This window comes from Acidimicrobiales bacterium, from assembly GCA_040219085.1.
Taxonomy (GTDB): domain Bacteria; phylum Actinomycetota; class Acidimicrobiia; order Acidimicrobiales; family JAVJTC01; genus JAVJTC01.
Genome location: JAVJTC010000027.1, coordinates 96,181 through 114,229, shown reverse-complemented (window position 1 = coordinate 114,229; position 18,049 = coordinate 96,181). Strand labels below are relative to the sequence as shown.

The window sequence follows — 18,049 nt, the reverse complement described above, 5'->3', positions numbered from 1 at the left end:
CAGACCCCTGCCCGCCCGGCCCCGGCGGATAGATTGGGCCGATGAGCGGCAGCGGGACCTCCGATCTGAAGAAGCGACTCCATGGTGTCGTGGACGAGCGCACCGAGCAGCTTCTGGGGGTGTCCCACGACATCTGGGCCAATCCCGAGTTGTGTTTCGAGGAGCACCATGCGCACGACGTCCTCGTGGAGGTGCTCGACGGCGCCGGCCTCGCGGTCGAGGCCCACGCGTTCGGACTCGACACGGCATTCGTCGCGACAGCGGGCACCGACGGGCCCACCGTCGGCGTGATCTGCGAGTACGACGCCCTGCCGGGGCTGGGCCACGCGTGTGGCCACAACATCATCGCCGCGTCCGGACTCGGGGCGGGCCTCGCCGCGGCCACCGTGGCCGACGAACTCGGGTGCACCGTGAAGGTGTTCGGAACACCGGCCGAAGAGGGTGGTGGCGGCAAGGTCTTCATGGTCGAGCGCGGCGCCTTCGAAGGCGTGGACGCCGCCTTGATGGTCCACCCGTCGGGTCGGGACCTGACCACGATGTCGACGCTCGCCATCGACCAGCTCCGGGCCACCTACACCGGTGCCGAGGCTCACGCGGCCGCGGCGCCCCATGTGGGACGCAACGCGCTCGACGCCGCTGTTCTCGGCTACATGGGTGTCGCCGCGCTCCGCCAACACATGACCGACTCCGAGCGGGTCCACGGTGTGATCACCCATGGCGGGGAGAAGCCCAACATCGTCCCGGCGCGGGCCGAGACGGAGTGGTACGTGCGCTCACCGACGCTCGGTGGGCTCGACGAGCTCTGCGCCCGCGTGCAGGCCGCGCTGCGCTCTGGAGCCACCGCGACAGGTTGCACCTGCTCGATCGAGGCCCAGGGCCGCCGCTACGCCGACATGATCGACAACCGGGCGCTCCTCGCAGCGTTCGTCTCGAACGCGAGACAGCTCGGCCGTGAGATGAAGGAGCCGACAGCGCGGACCCGCGTCCAGGGCTCCACCGACATGGGCGACGTCAGCTACGCCGTGCCGTCGATCCACCCCATGATCGCCGCAGCTCCCCATGACGTGTCGATCCACACCGAACGCTTCGCCGGGTACGCAGCGTCGCCGAGCGGGGACGCCGCCGTGATCGACGGTGCGAAGATCCTGGCGTCCACGCTGGTCGACGTGTGGCTCGACGACGCGCTTCGCTCCGACGCCGCCGACGAGTTCGACGCGGCCTCCGACTCCGCCTGACCATGCGTCGTCACGCTGAAGCACGGGGCATCCGCCGCGTCGGGGCCATGCCGTCCTACTCTCGCCGCCCGTGACCCTCTACGTCGCCGAGGAGTTCTCCGAGCCCGAGACCGACGTGCTCCGGCGGTACTTCACGAACCTCGACCAGCCGGTATTCGCGCTCGTCAACCTCCCCGAGGTCGTCAAGGGCGCCCTGTTCGCGCGCTACTCCCGCAGCTCGAAGAGCCTGCGACGCCTGTTCCTTGACGAGTTCGTCGGCGACCTCGACATCACCGGCGATGACACGATCGACGCCACCATGGGGTTGGAGCGCGCCGAGCAGCTCTATGACCGTGTCTTCCTCGAGTACGGCGACGACTCGGTTGCCCAGCTGGGCGGCGTGCACCTGGCGTGCGAGCAGGCGTCGAACGTCCTGACGAAGGTTCTCGAATGGGGTCGGCTCATGTCGTACCTCGAGCAGTCGACGCGCTACATCGCCTACGACACACGCCTCGGCGGGCGATACCGGTACTGGCGGGATCCCGACGTGGCCCGTTCGCACCTCGGAACCCGCTACGTGGCGGACATGGACCGGATCTTCGACGCGTACTCCGAAGCCGTTCCGATCATGCAGGACTGGTTCCGCGCCCGGATCCCCAAGACCTCCGACGACAGCGACTTCGTGTACCGCCAGGCGATCAGGGCGAAGGCCTTCGACGCCGTCCGGGGCATGCTGCCCGCGGCCTCGCTGTCCAACGTCGGCATCTACGGCTCCGGTCAGGGCTACGAGAACCTCCTGCTGCGCATGCGGGCCCACCCGCTTCCCGAGGCCCGCCACTACGCCACCCTCATGCTCGCCGAGCTGCGCAAGGTGATCCCGTCGTTCCTGCGCCGGGTGGACCTCGAGGACCGGGGTGTGGCGGCGAGCAACTATCTCGCCGACGTCGACGAGCGGATGCAGGCCGTAGCCGGAGACCTCCTGGCCACGGTCAACCCGGACCCGGCGCCCACGGTGACGCTCGTCGACCACGACCCAGAGGGCGAGATCAAGCTCGTGGCATCGATGTTGTACGCCCACAGCGACCTCCCCGAGCGCCAACTCGAGAGTCTCGTGCGGGCGATGAGCGTCGACGACCGGATGGCCGTGGTGCGCGCCTACGTCGGCGACCGTCGCAACCGTCGCCACAAGCCCGGTAGAGCACTGGAACGACCGACCTACCGCTTCGACGTGCTGGCCGACTACGGGGCGTTCAGAGATCTGCAGCGTCACCGCATGCTCACGATCGAGTGGCAGCGCCTCACGCCCGGCAACGGCTACACGCGGCCCGAGGCTGTGGACCTGGCGGGCATGACAGCGGGTTTCGACCGGGCGATGGACCGCTCCGCTGCACTGTGGGAGGCGCTCGACGACGGCTACCCGGAGCAGGCCGCCTACGCCGTCGCGCTCGCCTACAAGGTCCGGTTCGTCATGCAGATGAACGCCCGCGAGGCGATGCATCTCATCGAGTTGCGCACATCGACGCAGGGGCACCCCGCCTACCGCCACGTGGGACAGGAGATGTACCGGCTCATCGAGTCCGAAGCCGGCCATCCCGCAGTGGCCGAGATGATGAAGTACGTCGATCTCTCACCTGAGGCCGACCTGGAACGCCTCGAGTCGGAGCGGCGCTCCGAGCAGCGCCGCATGAGTCGGGACTGAACCCGCAACCCCGCGGCCTGTTGCCCGCCGTGGGGGACTCGTGTAGCTTTACCCTGCCGCGGGCGGACCGTCAGGCCTTCCGTGCGCGTCGAGATTTCTCCCCCGACCCCGGGGAGAACGCGCTCGATGAAGTATCCGAGTCTGGTGGCCGTCATGGTCACGCTGGTGGTGGCGCTCGCGGCCCCCGTCGCCGCCGAGGACTACGTCGTCGTCGAGGGCGATTCACTCTCGCTGATCGCGCAGCGTCACGACACCTCGGTGGCGGACCTCGTCGAGCGCAACGGTCTCGGCGACGCCGACCGGATCCAGGTCGGCCAGACGCTCGTGGTGGGCCCCGTCGATCCGGGCGAGACGACCTCCGCTGCGACCTTCGTCTACACCATCGAGCGGGGCGACTCGCTGTCGGCGATCGCCGCCCGCTTCGGGGTGGACGTAACGCGCCTGGCGGTCGACAACGGCATCGCCGACCCCGATCTCGTCCTGATCGGCACCGACATCGTCATCCCCGCGTCGGCGCCGTCCGCCCCGGAACCCGAACCCGACACGGCACATCTGGAGCGCTACTACACCGTGCAGCCGGGTGATTCGTTGTCGTCGGTCGCCACCCGCTTCGGGGTGGACGTCGTCGCGCTGGAGGCGGCCAATGAACTGACCGATCCGGATCTCGTCGTTGTCGGCGACCGTCTCAGGATCCCCGTCGAAGGCGCCTCCAGCGATGAGATCCGCTCCCTGCTCGACCATTGGGCCGGCTACTACGGCGTGCCGACGGACCTCTTCCGGGCGCTCACGTGGTTCGAATCCGGATGGAACAACACGCTGGTGTCGTCGGCCGGTGCGATCGGCATCGGCCAGTTGATGCCGTCCACGGCGCGCTGGGTGGCCGAAGACCTCATCGCGGAGAGCCTCGACCCCTTCGTCGTGGAGGACAACATCCGCATGAGTGCGCGCTTCCTGTCCTATCTCCTGGATCAACTCGCCGGTGACGAACGCCTCGCCGTTGCCGCCTACTACCAGGGTCTACACGCCGTGGCGGTCCACGGGATCTACCCCTCGAGTGTCTCCTACGTGGACGGAATCCTCTCGCTGCGGAACCGGATCTGACGCCACGGGCGGCTCGGCGCGCCAACTCGCGCCCTGCTGGCTCTATGATCCGGCGCGCAGAGATCACAACCCCGGGATCGACCCCACACTCACGATGGCTGACGACGACGAGAACGAAGAAGAGTTCGACGGTGACGACTTCGAAGCCGAGGACCTCGACGAGGAGGACCTCGACGAGGAGGACATCGACGACGAGGCCCTCGACGCGGACCTCGACACCGATGATGACGATGAGGACGACGACGAGGACGAGGAAGAGAAGCCCCGACGCCGCACCAGCGACGACGAGGACGACGACGAGGACGAAGCCGACCCCGATGATGTGGAGGCCGACCTCGACACGATCCTGAAGGATCGCATCGCCGCAGGCGATGACGAAGACGACGAGGACGACGAGGACGAGACGTCCGGCCAGAAGAAGCCCGAGCAGACACCCGACCGCGTCGCGCCCCGTCGTGATGACGAGTGGCTGTGCGAAGGGTGCTTCCTGATCGTGAACGCACGCATGTTCGGTCGACGTGCGAATCCCGAGTGCCCGTCGGGTGAGGACCCCTGCCCCTCCATCGCCCGGCTGTGACACGACCGCTCCATAGCGGTTCTGAGCGCCTGTGAGCGATGAACGCGGCCCTATGGGCACCGTTGCGGACCTGGCGGTCTTCGCCCCACTCGGGCTGATCCTGGAACGCCGGCGTGTGGTCGCCGAACTGGCGGACCGCGGCCGTCGCCAGATCGCGTTCGCACGGATGCTCGGACAGACAGCCTTCACCGTCACCATCGAGGACCTGCGGCGATCGTTCCGGGATCCCGCCGGGGCCGAAACCGATCCCTCAACGGGCCTTCCCGAGCTGGTCGTCGCAGATCGCGTCGCTGCGTCCGTCGACTCCGAGGCCACCGCGAATGCCGTCACCGGTCCCGACGACGTCGCTACGGGACCCCCTTCCGAGACTCTCGCCATCGTCGACTACGACAGCCTGGCAGCGAAGCAGGTCGTACGACGCCTCTCAGGCCTCGAGCCCGATGAGCTCGAGGACGTGCGTCGCTACGAGGCCTCCCACCGCGGTCGCAGGACGATCCTGGGCCGCATAGATCAGCTCCAGGCCTGAGTCGGTGGAGGTCACCGCGCGAGAGGCCCGGGAGGGCGATCTGGACGTCGTCGAAGCTCTGCTGGACGCTGCGGCCGCCGACGTGGGGACCATGCGCGGCGGCGATGTGTGGTTGCTCACGCACCCCCGACCTTCGGCGGTGCGTGCCTCGCTCCAGGCCGACCTGGCCGCAGGCGACCGAACCCTCGTCGTCGGCACGATCGACGAGGTCGTGGTGGGCTACGGCGAGGCCGCGGTGGCTGAGAGACCCGGCGACGGCACTGTGGCCACCGTGACCGGTCTGTGGGTGCTTCCCGACGCCCGGGACGTCGGCGTCGCCGAGGCGGTGATGGACGTTCTCCTGGAGTGGAGTCACGGACACGGTGCCATCGCAATCGAATCCTCGGTGCTACCGGGAAACAGGGCGGGAAAGAACTTCTTCGAGCGGTACGGACTCGTCGCGCGGGCGATAACGGTCCGGCGTCGCCTCGACGGTGCCGATTCCTGATGGGCCGGACGCCGTGCGTCGCCGTCGGCGCTGTCGCGACGGTCGCCGACCACCTTCTCCTCGTGCGCCGGGCGAACGAACCGGGTCGGGGCCTGTGGTCGGTGCCGGGCGGGCGCGTCGAGTGGGGCGAGACGCTGATCGAGGCCGTGGTCCGGGAGCTACGTGAAGAGACCGGCTTGGACGGTGTGTGCGGGCGCCATCTCGGTTGGGTGGAACATCTGAGTGACGACCATCACCACGTGATCGCCGACTTCGAGGTGACGATCATCTCCGATGGGGAGCCCCTGGCGGGCGACGACGCCGCCGAGGTCGCCTGGGTCCGGTTCGAGGAGATCTCGCAGCTACGACTCGTCGACGGGCTGGTCGACTTTCTCGTCGACGTCGACGTTCTTCCCGGCCTCGCCTGAGGGGGCCTGCTCGGCCGGTGCCGCGGGAGTGTCCGTGGTCGCTTCGGCGGGTGCAGTCTCGGCCTGTGCAGTCCGGGCAGGCTTGGTGTCGGAGCCGCGCCCTGAGCGCGACCGGCGCCTACGGGGCGGCTCGGTGGGCTCGATGCCGAAGAGGCCGGCGATCTGGGGAACCCGGGTGGAGACCTTGCGCACGGCGGCGAGGAGTTCCTCCCCGGGCTCGGCGGGAATGGCGGCGGGCCGCACCATCTGACGGATGGGCGAGAACGCCACAGCGTCGAGAACGGTGGCCCAGCGGTCCTGAGTGGCATCGGAGCCCATACCGGCCGCAGCAGCCTCGGTGAGGCGGGTGGCGAGGTCCTGGGGGAGGGGAACACCGGCCTTGGGTGGGCGTGAGCTGAGGCGGAGTGCCCGCACGGTGCGGCCGTCGCCCAGGGTCGAGGCGATTTCGGCGAGCCATTCGCTGTGCTCCCGGTCGACCCGATCGGACACCTTGCCACGGAGGTCCTCGGCCATCGCCCGGCACTCTTCGTCGCGCTGGACGGCCTCGGCGGCGACGACGACCGAGCGCAGGTCTCGAAGGTCGATCTCGTCGACGCCCGCGATGGCGGCCTCGGCGCGGTCACGCCACTCCGCGATCCGCATCGTCGGCAGCAACTTCTCGGCGATGCCCTCGAGTGGGGCCGCGTCGATCTCGGGCTCACCGGTCTCCCGGGCGGCGGCGTTCTGCTTCTCGACGGCCTGACGCACAGCGGGAAGGCCACCGCGTACCAGCTGGTCGGCGATCGCCTTGTGCTCCTCGGGGAGCTCCGCCAACCACGCGTCGCGGTGCTCGCGGCCGGGGCGCAGACGCTTCGGTTTGGGCTTCTCGGGTGGCCGCTCACGCTGCTGGCGCGACTCGCCGCGGGGTCGGGACCGGTCGTTGTCACGACGTCCAGCGCCGCGTTCGTCACGGCGTCCACCGCCGCGATCGTCGCGGTCGCCCCTGTCGCCACGTCCGCGACCACGTCCGCGGCCACCACCCTCGACGAAGTTCGTCGTGACGAGCTTCTCCTCGGCTCCCGAGCCCAGGATCTCGAGAGTCTCGAACGCCGATGTGCGCTCGGGCTCCACGAGGGGACCCGCCGAGACCACGGAGATCCCGTCGATGGAGAAATCAGCCTCACAACGGACGTGATCACCCACCTTGGCCTCGGGCCACAGGAGTGAGCTGTCGAGCTCCCCCCGAGGTTCTCGTGCGCCGATGGCGCGCCAGGTCCAGGTGTCGTCATCTCGACGACTGGTGAGTTCCACGTCTATGCGGCGGGCCATGGCCCGACACGCTACCCGGCGGCCCCGCGGCGTCACACACCCGCCCTCGTCGGGAGCAGCCCCGCCGCGGGGTACCGTGGAAGCCACGCACACAATGTGAACCGGGGAGCTCGGGAACGGCCGGGCTGAGAGGGTGACCTATTCGTCATCGACCCGTGAACCTGATCTGGGTAATTCCAGCGGAGGGAGATCTGATGACACACACACGCCTCTTGGCACTGGCATTCGCCGTTTCACTCTTCGGTATCGCCTGCTCCAGTGACGACGGTCCTGCAGCGGCGTCGGATGGTGGCGAGGTCGGCGAGCAACGCAGCGTGACGCTGCTGACCCACGACTCGTTCCTCGTCAGCGACAGCGTCTTCGAGGCGTTCGAGTTGGAAACGGGGATCGAGGTCGAGGTCCTCACGGGGGGTGACACGGGTTCGGTGGCCGCGCAACTCATTCTGACCGCCGATGATCCGGTGGCCGATGTCGTGTTCGGAATCGACAACACGTTTCTCGCCAGGGTTCTCGGCGAAGACCTCTTCACCCCCTACGAGTCACCCCGGCTCGACGTCGTCGACGAGAGCCTCGTCCTCGATCCCGACCACCGCGTGACGCCGATCGACTACGGCGACGTGTGCATCAACTACTGGATCGAGGGTCTCGAGGGTCCACCCCCACGATCGCTCGACGACCTGACCGATCCGTTGTACGCCTCGCAGTGGGTCACGCCGAACCCCGAGACGTCGTCGCCGGGCCTCGCTCTCCTGCTGGCCACCATCGCCCGTTACGGCGAGGACGGGTGGGAGCAGTGGTGGGCCGAGGCCGCTGACGCCGGCCTGGCGGTCACCTCCACATGGACCGACGCCTACTACGGCGAGTTCATCGCCGGAGGAGGAGAGCGCAACATCGTGACGTCGTACGCGACATCACCCCCGGCGGAGGTCGTGTTCGCAGATCCGCCCCGACAGAGTCCACCGACCGGCGTCATGACCGACGGCTGTTTCCGCCAGGTCGAGTTCGCGGGAATCCTCACCGGGGCCGACGACGTGGGTGCCGCCCGCGAACTCATCGACTTCATGTTGTCGACGACGTTCCAGGAGGACATCCCGCTGTCGATGTTCGTGTACCCGGCAGCGTCGGATGCAGCCCTGCCCGACGTTTTCGTCGAGCACGGGGTCGCCGTCGACGAACCGCTCACGCTCGATCCGGCGACCATCGCCGCCAACGTCGACGAGTGGACCCGCCGATGGGTCGAGATCGTCCTCCGCTGAGCGGGCGCGGGCGCGAAGCCATCGCTCTGGCCGGAAGGGCCCTGATCGTCGCGGTTCCGGTCGCGTTCCTCGGCCTGATGTTCTGGTACCCGCTGGCGGTGATCGGGGCGGAGGCGTTCGACGGAAACGCCGTCGTCGACGTGTGGACGGACCGCATCACCTGGGATGTCGTGTGGTTCACGACCTGGCAGGCGGGCGCGTCGACGGCGCTGACACTTCTGATCGCCTTCCCCACTGCAGCAGCGCTCGCGAAGTTCGAGTTCCGCGGTCGTCGGGCCGTGACTGCGGCTGTGACCGTGCCTTTCGTGCTTCCGAGTGTCGTCGTGGCAACCGCATTCCTGGCCCTCTTCGACCGCTTCTCGCTCGACGGTGGATCGATCGACCTCCGACAGTCGGTCTGGGCCGTGCTCATCGCCCACGTGTTCTTCGAGTTCGCGATCGTCGTGCGGACCGTGGGGGGATACTGGGCGCAGCTCGACGAGAGGCCGGCCGAGGCGGCCCGGACGCTCGGTGCCGGCCCGGTCCGCACCTTCGCACAGGTCACGCTTCCACGGCTCATGCCTGCTGTGGCGTCGGCCGCCGCCCTCGTGTTCCTCTTCACGTTCACGTCCTTCGGCATCATCTTGATCCTCGGCGGACCCAGGCGGGCGACGCTCGACACCGAGATCTGGCGCTTCGCCACACAGCGCCTCGAGTTCGACGTTGCAGCCGCGCTGACGGTCGTGCAGCTCGTGACTGTGCTCGGTGTGGTCGTCCTCAACGCCCACCTCTCGCGGCGGACCGGCAACGCTGGTGGACTCCGTGCCGAACATCGGCGTCCGGTGCGCTCACGCCGGCAGCGGGTCTCGCTGGCCGGTGGTCTAGGGACGGCGGCGGTGGTCCTCGGTGTTCCACTGGCCGTGCTGGCCGAACGCAGCGTGCGGACGCGGGACGGCTTCTCGCTCAGCTACTGGCGCTCCCTCGGGGGCGCGGGCGACACCCGGATCAGAGCGCTGTTCGTGGCGCCGGTGGACGCGATCGTCAACTCGTTGACCTTCGCGGCGGTGGCCACGCTCATCGCGCTGGTGGTCGGGACAGCCGCCTCGCTGGTCATCGTCCACGGGCGTCATCTCGTGTCACGACTGCTCGAAGTGGCGGTACTGGTGCCGCTCGGCACGTCTGCGGTGGCGGTCGGCTTCGGCATCCTCGTGGGTCTGGACACGCCTCCCGTGGATCTGCGGAGCCGTTGGATCCTGGTACCCCTCGCCCACGCTGTCATCGGTACACCCTTCGTCGTGCGCAGCGTCGTGCCGGTCCTGAGGGGAATCGACCGGCACGTGCGTGAAGCCGCCGTCGTCCTCGGTGCGGCTCCCGGCACCGTTCGCCGCGAGATCGACCTACCGATGGCGGCCCGAGCGCTGACCGCCGGTGCCGCCTTCACGTTCGCCATCTCGCTGGGTGAGTTCGGGGCGACGTCATTCGTCGTGCGCGCCGACCGACCAACGGTCCCGGTTGCGATATTCGAGTTGCTCGGTCGACCCGGCGAGGCCGCATTCGGCCAGGCGATGGCGCTGAGCGTCATCCTCGTCGCCATGACCGGAGCCGCCGTGTGGCTGATCGACCGACTGGGCCCGGGAGAGCTTCGTGCGATCTGAGGCCCCGCCCGCCGATTCCGACGGCCTCGCCGTGGACGCCGTCACGGTGGCCCCCGGTGCCGACGACGTTCTGGTGGACGCATCGCTCGAGGTCGCCCGCGGTGAGGTCGTCGCCGTGCTCGGAGGCAGCGGGACGGGCAAGACCACCCTGCTGAGAGCGGTCGCGGGTCTCGAGAGGGTCACGTCGGGGCGGATCCGGTGGGCGGGTGACGACATCACCGACGTCGCACCGCACCGGCGCGGTTTCGGCCTCATGTTCCAGGACCACGCTCTGTTTCCCCACCGCGACGTGACGGCGAACGTGGCCTTCGGCCTGCGGATGCAACGCCGACCGCGCTCGGCGCGACGGTCTCGTGTCGCCGAGGTTCTCGAACTGCTCGACATCGGCCACCTCGCCGAACGGGCCGTGGCCGACCTCTCCGGAGGTGAGGCACAGCGGGTCGCTCTGGGACGGGCACTGGCCCCGGAACCGGGCCTGGTCCTCTTCGACGAACCGCTGTCCTCGCTCGACCGCCCCCTGCGCGACCGACTCGTCGTCGACCTGCGGGCGCTGTTGGCCGATCTCGGCCAGACGGCGCTGTACGTGACCCACGACTTCGACGAGGCGGCCGCCGTAGCCGACCGCATCGCGGTCCTGCGAAAGGGACGTGTCGCCCGTCTGGCCACCCCGGCGGAACTGCGTGACGATCCCGGTGATGCGGCGACCGCCGCCATGGTCGGGCACCCGAACGTGGTGACCGCGGTGGGGGAGGGGTCCTCGCTCGTGACCGACTGGGGGGAGATCGCCGGATGGCCCGGACCGCAGGGCGCCATGGCCGTCGTCATCGCGCCCACGGCGGTGCTTCTCACGCCCACACCCACGGGGAGCGCCGTGGTGATCACCACCCGCGTCTACGGAGATGCCTATCGTGTGATCGTCGCCGACGACGCGGGAAGGCAGATCGCCGCGTCGGCGACGCAACCACCGCCGGCGGGGGCGCGGGTGAACGTCCGCATCGAGATGGAGGGCATCCGGGCGCTTGCGCCGTGATTCCGAGGTCGACTTCGCGAGGAGGTACCGGTGGGTCGCCGCCCGAACATCATCGTGATCGTTTCCGACGATCACGCGTCCCATGCCATCGGCGCCTACGGCAGCCGCATCAACGAGACGCCCCACATCGATCGCCTCGCGCAGACGGGGATGCGCTTCGACAGCTGCTTGTGCACCAACTCGATCTGTACGCCGTCCCGGGCCGCGATGTTGACGGGCACGTACAACCACGTCAACGGCGTCACCACCCTCGACACGCCGATGGACAACACGCTGCGGACCTTTCCCAAGCTCCTGCGGGCCGAGGGCTACCAGACCGCGATCTACGGCAAGTGGCACCTCGGCCACGGGGCCGGCCACGACCCGACCGGATTCGACGCCTGGCGCGTCCTTCGCGATCAGGGCGAGTATCACGACCCGGAATTCCTGGGACCGGACGGCGCGGCCGTGGTGAAGGGCTACGTGACCGACATCATCACGGACCTCGCCATCGAATGGATCCGCGCCCGTGACCCTGAACGGCCCTTCATGGTCATGGTCCATCACAAGGCGCCGCACCGCAGCTGGGAGCCCGACGAGGCTCACGCCTCCCTCTACCGCGACGTCGACATCGCCGAACCGGAGACGTTCCGTGACGACTACGCCACCCGCTCCGCGGCGGCGGAGGCCGCACGGTGCCAGATGATGGACCTGGGGGAGGCGGACCTCAAGGAGCCCGTTCCGGCAGGTCTCACGCCCGACGAGGAGATCTCGTGGCGCTACCAGCGCTACATCAAGGACTACCTGCGGTGTGTCGCGTCGATCGACGACAACGTCGGCAGACTCCTGGACCATCTCGAAGCCGAACTCCTGGCGGGGGAGACGGTCGTCGTCTACAGCTCCGACCAGGGCTTCTTCCTGGGTGACCACGGCTGGTTCGACAAGCGGTTCATGTACGAGGAGTCGCTGTCGATGCCGCTGCTCGTTCGTGCTCCGGGCATGGCGGCACCGGGCTCGGTGTCGACCGAGATGGTTCTCAACGTCGATTTCGCTCCGACGCTGTGCGAACTCGCCGGCGTGGAGCCGCCCGGCTGGATGCAGGGGACCAGCGCCGTGCCGCTACTGCGGGGCGAGACGCCCCCGGACTGGCAGCAGTCGATGTACTACCGGTACTGGATGCACCGCGACTCGGCCCATGACGTCTGGGCCCACTACGGCGTGCGGACCCATACCCACAAGCTGATCCACTTCTACGCCGATCCGCTGGGACAGCCCGGCGCGAACGGTCCGGCGGACCCGCCGCAGTGGGAGCTCTACGACCTCGAGGCCGATCCGTACGAGGTGAACAACGTCATCGACGATCCCGCGTACCGGGCGATCAGGCGGGAACTCGAGACCGAACTGGCGCGCCTACAGGCAGCATTGGGCGACGAGCCCTATCCGGCTCCAGCGGCTCCGACGACCTGAGCGCGCCGCAGACCCACGGACATGGCGGCCACGACACACGCGGCCACCACCGGGACGTACATGGTGGCCCGCAGCGAGGTCGCCTCGGCGACGACACCGGCCAGAATCGGCCCCACGACGAATCCGAGACGTCCGATCGTCGACACGACGGCAAGACCCTGTTCGCGCGTGACACCGGGTGCCCGGGCGGCGAGCGAGAACAGGCCGGGAAACGTGAACGCGGAGCCCAGACCGGCCACACCGATGCCGGCGAGCGCCGGCGCAGGGGCGGAAGGGGCGAGACCCACGACCAGAGCGACTGCGACCACCACCGCCGACAGGGCGAGCATCCGGGTCGCGCCGACCCGGCGGACCATCCGGTCGCCGAAGGCACGGCCGACCACCATGCCCGCCATGAACACCGCCGGAGCGAGGGCCGCGATGCCCGCAGACGCCCCGAGGCGGTCCCGCAGGTAGAGAGCGCTCCAGTCGTTGGTCACCATCTCCATCACCGCGCCGACCCCGGTCGCCGCGCCGACGAGCACCAGGAAGCGTGAGAGCGCTCCGGTTCGGTCGCTCGAAGCCGCAGGCGGGTGGGGCGGCATCGTCACGAAGCCGCGGGCTGCGATCACGCCCGTCGCGCCGGCGATCGCGCAGGCGGCGGCGATATGGACGGGTACGGAGACCTCGAGGGCCGCCATTGCGGCACCGACGACCGAAGCCGTGAGGAAACCCACGCTCCAGAGGCCGTGCAGCGAGCTCAGCATGGGCCGCCCCCTGTGATCCTCGAGGTCCACGCCGGCAGCGTTCATCGCCACGTCCTGGAGGCCGTCTCCCAGGCCACCGACAAGGAAGAGCGGTGCCACCACCCATAGTGAGGTTCCGAATGCTCCCAGTGCGATTCCCGAGGCACCGAGCGCGACGCCCACGACCTGGCCCCAGGCGGGCATGTGGCGGCGCAACAGCGCCGCGGACCCAGACGACGAGATCAGACCACCGAACATGAAAGCGAACAGAGGAACCGCCAGTTCCGCCGGCGATGCGTCGAGACGGTCGGCGAGGTCGGGAATCCTCGGAACGACCGAGCCCCACATGAGCGAGTTCGAGACGAACGCGAGCGCGACGCTGCGAAACGAACCGGCGTTGGGAGCGGTCTGCGTCACCGGTGCCCCAGGCTACTGCGGCAGGGGAAGGCCATCCGACTCCTTCCAGAAGCCGCCGGAAATCTACGTTATGTAAAGTTCCGGAGAATGCCCGGAGGGGTGGGTGCCGGTCGGTCCCGGGGGCGGTGGCAACGGCCCGTCTGGCACGCCGCTCTGCGACCACGGAGATGGCCACGCCATCTCCTAACGTCGAAGGCGATGCTCAACGAAGCGCACGAGAACTTTCACCGGGCCGCCGATCTCCTGGGCATGGACGATCGCACGCGGGATCGCATGCTGACGCCCAACCGTGTCGTCAAGGTGGAGCTCATCACCGACGCGGACGACGGCGGGATCCTGCACCATGAGGGCTTCCGGGTCCACCACGACAGCTCCCGCGGCCCGATGAAGGGCGGCCTGCGGTACCACCCCTCGGTCGACGAGGCCCATGCGACGGCCCTGGCCGAACTGATGACCTGGAAGACCGCCGTGGTCGATGTTCCCTTCGGAGGCGCCAAGGGCGGCGTCAACTGTGACCCACGTACGCTGAGCGAGCGCGAGCTCGAGGCGATCACACGTGCACTGGTGGACGGGCTCGGCACCATGATCGGTCCCGACACCGACATCCCCGCGCCCGACATGAACACCGACGCCCGGGTGATGGCGTGGATCGTGGACCAGTACGAGCGCCACAACGGCTACGCCCCGGGCGTCGTCACGGGCAAACCGGTCGAGCTGGGCGGATCGCTCGGTCGTTCGACCGCAACGGGCGACGGACTCGTCCACATCCTGGCAGAGGCCCTCGCCTCCCGGCGCCAGTCCTTCGCGGACACCCGTGTGGCGATTCAAGGCTTCGGCAGCGTCGGCAGGGCTGCGGCAACCGCCCTCGTGCGGCGCGGGGCGAAGGTCGTGGCGGTCTCCGACGTCGACGGGTGTGTGGCACACCCGGGCGGCCTCGACATCGCGGCCCTGCGGGCCCACACCGGCGAGGCCCGAACCGTCGTCGGCTTCCGCCGCGGTGAGCCGCTCCCCCGCGACGAAGTCCTCACCGTGGATGCGGATGTCCTCGTGCCCGCGGCCGTCGAGGACGTCATCACCGGCGAGAACGCTGACGAGATCCGTGCGTCGCTGATCGTGGAGGGAGCGAACGGCCCTACCACCCCCGCAGCGGACCGGGCACTCGCCGAGCGCGGCGTGACCGTCATCCCCGACATCCTCGCCAATGCCGGTGGCGTCACCGTCAGCTACCTCGAGTGGGTCCAGAATGCCCAGCGGATGCGCTGGGGGGCCTCGCGTGTCGCCGCGGAGCTCGAGTCGACGATGAGGACCGCCTGGAACGCCGTCGCGCAGACCGCGGGGCGCGTCGACACCGACCTGCGTACCGCAGCCTTCGTCCTGGCGCTCGAACGCGTCGCCGCCGCGGCCCGTCTCCGTGGCCTGGAACGCTGATCCTCCCGGCCCCTTCACCGGGACGCCCTAGGCTCGGGTCGTGACCGAGACCGGCGACGCCCGACGACTGGACGCCCAGATCGACGCGGCGCTCCGCAGCGACGTGCGACGCCTCGGAAGCCAGCTCGGCGACGCCCTCGTGCGCCAGGAGGGCCCCGAACTGCTCGAACGCGTCGAGACCGTGCGCCGCCTCGCCCGGGGACTGCGACGCGAGACCGGCGGCAGCTCCGGAGCCGAGCTGTCGGCCCTGCTGGGCGACCTCGGGGTCGTCGACGCGATCATGCTCGTGCGGGCGTTCACGACGTACTTCCATCTGGCCAACGTCGCCGAGCAGGTCCACAGGGTCGAGGATCTCAACGTCAACGCACCCGCGAGTGGGTACCGCTTCGGGGCGACCGTGGAGAAGCTCCGTGCCGGTGGCGTCGCCGACGACGAGATCGTCGCTCTGGTCCGCCGGGCCGACCTGCGGCCCGTCTTCACCGCGCATCCCACCGAGGCCTCCCGCCGTTCGATACTGAACAAGTTGGCGGAGATCGCTCTGCTCCTGGAGGGCCGCGCCGAGCGGAACTGCGCCTCGGTCGATCGGGACCGGATCGACAGGCGGGTCGACGTCCTCATCGACGCCATGTGGCTCACCGACGAAATCCGCCGTGAGCGCCCGGAGCCCATCGACGAGGCCCGCTCGGCGATGTACTACCTGGAAGGGATCGTCCGTCACGGCGTCCCGGAGCTACTCGACGACGTCGATGCGGTCCTCGAAGGGCTGGGCGCCGCCGGTGACGCCTCGAGCGTCCCCATACGCTTCGGCAGCTGGGTGGGTGGTGATCGCGACGGCAATCCGAACGTGACGCCCCGCACGACCATGGACGTCCTCCGCCTCCAGCGCCGCGTCGCGCTCGACATCCTGCGGTCCGAAGTCGGTGCACTCTCCGACGAGCTGAGCGTTTCGACTGTCATCCGCGGCATCAGCAACGACCTCGAGGCCCGCCTCGCCGAGGACCACGACCGCTACGGAGCAGTCCTGGCCGGTGCGGGCCGTGCGATACGCCACGAGCCGTACCGCCAGCGCTGCGCGGTGATCGCCGACCGCCTGCGCCGTACGGCTGAGAGCCCTTCTGACCCGCTCGGCTACGACGGTCCGGCGGAGCTCGCCCGGGACCTCGACGTCATGGCCGCCTCGCTGAGCGCCAACGGAGGGGGCCATCTCGCGGGAGGTCGTCTGGCCCGGCTCCGGCGCCTCGTCACGATGATCGGGTTCCACCTCGCTGTGCTCGACATCCGTGAGCACGCCGACCGGCACCACGACGCGCTGGCGGACCTCTTCGGCTCGCTCGGCGTGGATTACCGGGGGGCGGACCCCCGTGAACGGGCCCGGATCCTCGGCGCGGAACTCGAGAGCCGCCGGCCGCTCGCTCCCCCGCGCGCACCCGACCCCGAGGCGACCGATGCGCTGGGGCTCTTCTCGGTCCTGCGCCTGTCGATGGATCGCTACGGAGACGAGGTCATCGAGAGCTACATCGTCTCGATGACGCGCGACGTCAGCGACCTGCTCGGGCCCGTCGTCCTCGCTCGTGAGGTGGGGCTCGTCGACCTGTCGGCCGACGTCGCCCGGATCGGCTTCGTCCCGTTGTTCGAGACGATCGACGACCTGCGGGGAATCGGCGACACGCTCCGTGAACTGCTGACCATCGCGCCGTACCGCCGCATCGTCGAGCTACGCGGCGACGTGCAGGAGGTGATGGTCGGCTATTCGGACTCGAACAAGGACGGCGGCATCACGACGTCGCAGTGGGAGATCCACAAGGCGTTGCGGGCCATCCGTGACGTCGCACGGGAGACGGGTGTTCGCATGAGGGTCTTCCACGGTCGTGGAGGCTCGGTCGGGCGAGGTGGCGGACCCACCCATGCGGCCATCCTGAGCCAGCCCTCGGGCGCGCTCGACGGTGAGGTCAAGATCACCGAGCAGGGTGAGGTCATCGCCGACAAGTACGGGTTGCCGGGTCTGGCACGTCGAAACCTCGATCTCGCATTGTCGGCCGTCGTCGAGGCGTCACTGCTCCCCCGCTCCTCCACCGTGTCGGCCGACCGCACGGGACCCTGGGTCGAGGTGATGGAACTGATCTCCGCGGCGGCCTACGACGCCTACCGGACCTTCGTCGAGACCCCACGCCTGCCCGAGTACTTCGCGACCTCCACCCCCGTGGAGGAACTCGGGGCGCTCAACATCGGCTCGCGCCCGGCGCGGCGGCGCGGTGCCGCCAGCGGCGTCGCGGACCTACGGGCCATCCCGTGGGTGTTCGGCTGGACCCAGTCCCGCCAGATCATCCCTGGCTGGTTCGGCGTCGGGGCGGGGCTGGCCGCGGCACGCGAGGCCGGACACGGCGATGTCGTCGCCGACATGTACGCCTCCTGGGACTTCTTCGGGACCTTCCTGTCGAACGTCGAGATGACGCTGACGAAGACCGATCTCGACATCGCCCGTCACTATGTGGACCGCCTCGTCGCACCGGACCTGCACCCCCTCTTCGACCTCGTCGTCGCGGAGTTCGACCGCACCGTGGCCGAGGTGACCAACGTGACGGGTCGGGACCTGCTGTCGGACCTCCCCGTCCTGTCGCGGACCCTCGCCGTGCGCGACGCGTATCTCGACCCCATCAACGTGGTGCAGGTCGAATTGCTCGACCGCGTGCGCTCGGGTCAGGCCGACGCGGCGGAGACCCGCCGGCTGCAACGCGCGCTGCTCCTGACGGTGAACGGCGTCGCCGCCGGGATGCGCAACACCGGCTGACGGGCG

The 18,049-nt window shown here is 69.2% G+C and carries 15 protein-coding genes and 1 riboswitch; of the genes, 13 read left to right on the top strand and 2 right to left on the bottom strand.

Translation table 11 applies throughout. From position 1 onward, the window contains the following. Positions 1–41 precede the first annotated feature (41 nt). The 7 genes from RIE08_11340 to RIE08_11310 all read left to right on the top strand — a co-directional run bounded on the left by RIE08_11340 (position 42) and on the right by RIE08_11310 (position 6,011). Positions 42–1,235, top strand: coding sequence for a M20 family metallopeptidase (locus RIE08_11340; GenBank protein MEQ8718190.1), 1,194 nt, complete (start codon positions 42–44; stop codon positions 1,233–1,235). Positions 1,236–1,305: 70 nt separating this feature from the next. Next, positions 1,306–2,913, top strand: a complete 1,608-nt coding sequence (locus RIE08_11335) for an FAD-dependent thymidylate synthase (GenBank protein ID MEQ8718189.1) — start codon at positions 1,306–1,308, stop codon at positions 2,911–2,913. A gap of 126 nt (positions 2,914–3,039) precedes the next feature. Beyond that, entirely contained in the window at positions 3,040–4,014 is a 975-nt protein-coding gene (locus tag RIE08_11330; protein ID MEQ8718188.1) for a LysM peptidoglycan-binding domain-containing protein, read from the top strand. A 94-nt stretch (positions 4,015–4,108) separates the two neighbouring features. Then, positions 4,109–4,591, top strand: a complete 483-nt coding sequence (locus tag RIE08_11325) for a hypothetical protein (GenBank protein ID MEQ8718187.1) — start codon at positions 4,109–4,111, stop codon at positions 4,589–4,591. Positions 4,592–4,622: 31 nt separating this feature from the next. Further along, entirely contained in the window at positions 4,623–5,117 is a 495-nt protein-coding gene (locus tag RIE08_11320; protein MEQ8718186.1) for a hypothetical protein, read from the top strand. 4 nt (positions 5,118–5,121) lie between these two features. Then, on the top strand, positions 5,122–5,604 hold the full coding sequence (locus tag RIE08_11315) for a GNAT family N-acetyltransferase (protein MEQ8718185.1): 483 nt from the start codon (positions 5,122–5,124) through the stop codon (positions 5,602–5,604). Further along, positions 5,604–6,011, top strand: a complete 408-nt coding sequence (locus RIE08_11310; GenBank protein ID MEQ8718184.1) for an NUDIX domain-containing protein — start codon at positions 5,604–5,606, stop codon at positions 6,009–6,011. The genes RIE08_11315 and RIE08_11310 overlap by 1 nt, the downstream gene beginning before the upstream one ends. On the opposite strand, the gene RIE08_11305 is transcribed toward RIE08_11310, so the two are convergent. After that, entirely contained in the window at positions 5,946–7,319 is a 1,374-nt protein-coding gene (locus RIE08_11305; GenBank protein MEQ8718183.1) for a hypothetical protein, read from the bottom strand. The genes RIE08_11310 and RIE08_11305 overlap by 66 nt on opposite strands. A gap of 92 nt (positions 7,320–7,411) precedes the next feature. After that, positions 7,412–7,524, top strand: a riboswitch (TPP riboswitch). On the opposite strand from RIE08_11305, the gene RIE08_11300 reads away from it, so the two are divergent. The 4 genes from RIE08_11300 to RIE08_11285 all read left to right on the top strand — a co-directional run bounded on the left by RIE08_11300 (position 7,514) and on the right by RIE08_11285 (position 12,685). Next, positions 7,514–8,575 (top strand): thiamine ABC transporter substrate-binding protein, encoded by a 1,062-nt coding sequence (locus RIE08_11300; protein ID MEQ8718182.1) that lies wholly within the window; start codon positions 7,514–7,516, stop codon positions 8,573–8,575. Its footprint overlaps the riboswitch before it by 11 nt. Beyond that, positions 8,551–10,209, top strand: a complete 1,659-nt coding sequence (locus RIE08_11295) for an iron ABC transporter permease (protein MEQ8718181.1) — start codon at positions 8,551–8,553, stop codon at positions 10,207–10,209. The genes RIE08_11300 and RIE08_11295 overlap by 25 nt, the downstream gene beginning before the upstream one ends. Continuing rightward, complete coding sequence (locus RIE08_11290) at positions 10,199–11,239, top strand: ABC transporter ATP-binding protein (protein MEQ8718180.1); 1,041 nt, start codon at positions 10,199–10,201, stop codon at positions 11,237–11,239. The genes RIE08_11295 and RIE08_11290 overlap by 11 nt, the downstream gene beginning before the upstream one ends. Before the next feature lie 30 nt (positions 11,240–11,269). Then, positions 11,270–12,685: a sulfatase gene (locus tag RIE08_11285; GenBank protein ID MEQ8718179.1), complete on the top strand. Its 1,416-nt coding sequence runs from the start codon at positions 11,270–11,272 to the stop codon at positions 12,683–12,685. Here the strand turns inward: RIE08_11285 and RIE08_11280 are convergent. After that, entirely contained in the window at positions 12,655–13,827 is a 1,173-nt protein-coding gene (locus tag RIE08_11280) for an MFS transporter (GenBank protein MEQ8718178.1), read from the bottom strand. The two genes, RIE08_11285 and RIE08_11280, sit on opposite strands and share 31 nt — an antisense overlap. Before the next feature lie 198 nt (positions 13,828–14,025). Between RIE08_11280 and RIE08_11275 the strand changes: the two genes are divergently transcribed. Further along, positions 14,026–15,255: a Glu/Leu/Phe/Val dehydrogenase dimerization domain-containing protein gene (locus RIE08_11275; GenBank protein ID MEQ8718177.1), complete on the top strand. Its 1,230-nt coding sequence runs from the start codon at positions 14,026–14,028 to the stop codon at positions 15,253–15,255. 40 nt (positions 15,256–15,295) lie between these two features. Then, complete coding sequence (gene ppc / locus RIE08_11270; protein ID MEQ8718176.1) at positions 15,296–18,043, top strand: phosphoenolpyruvate carboxylase; 2,748 nt, start codon at positions 15,296–15,298, stop codon at positions 18,041–18,043. The last annotated feature ends 6 nt before the right edge of the window (positions 18,044–18,049 follow it).

Bases quoted from the DNA above. Each gene is read 5' to 3' on its own strand.
- RIE08_11305 (MEQ8718183.1), bottom strand. From the start codon at position 7,319: ATGGCCCGCCGCATAGACGTGGAACTCACCAGTCGTCGAGATGACGAC.
- RIE08_11325 (MEQ8718187.1), top strand. From the start codon at position 4,109: ATGGCTGACGACGACGAGAACGAAGAAGAGTTCGACGGTGACGACTTC.
- RIE08_11340 (MEQ8718190.1), top strand. From the start codon at position 42: ATGAGCGGCAGCGGGACCTCCGATCTGAAGAAGCGACTCCATGGTGTC.
- RIE08_11275 (MEQ8718177.1), top strand. From the start codon at position 14,026: ATGCTCAACGAAGCGCACGAGAACTTTCACCGGGCCGCCGATCTCCTG.
- RIE08_11310 (MEQ8718184.1), top strand. From the start codon at position 5,604: ATGGGCCGGACGCCGTGCGTCGCCGTCGGCGCTGTCGCGACGGTCGCC.
- RIE08_11300 (MEQ8718182.1), top strand. From the start codon at position 7,514: ATGACACACACACGCCTCTTGGCACTGGCATTCGCCGTTTCACTCTTC.
- RIE08_11330 (MEQ8718188.1), top strand. From the start codon at position 3,040: ATGAAGTATCCGAGTCTGGTGGCCGTCATGGTCACGCTGGTGGTGGCG.
- RIE08_11295 (MEQ8718181.1), top strand. From the start codon at position 8,551: ATGGGTCGAGATCGTCCTCCGCTGAGCGGGCGCGGGCGCGAAGCCATC.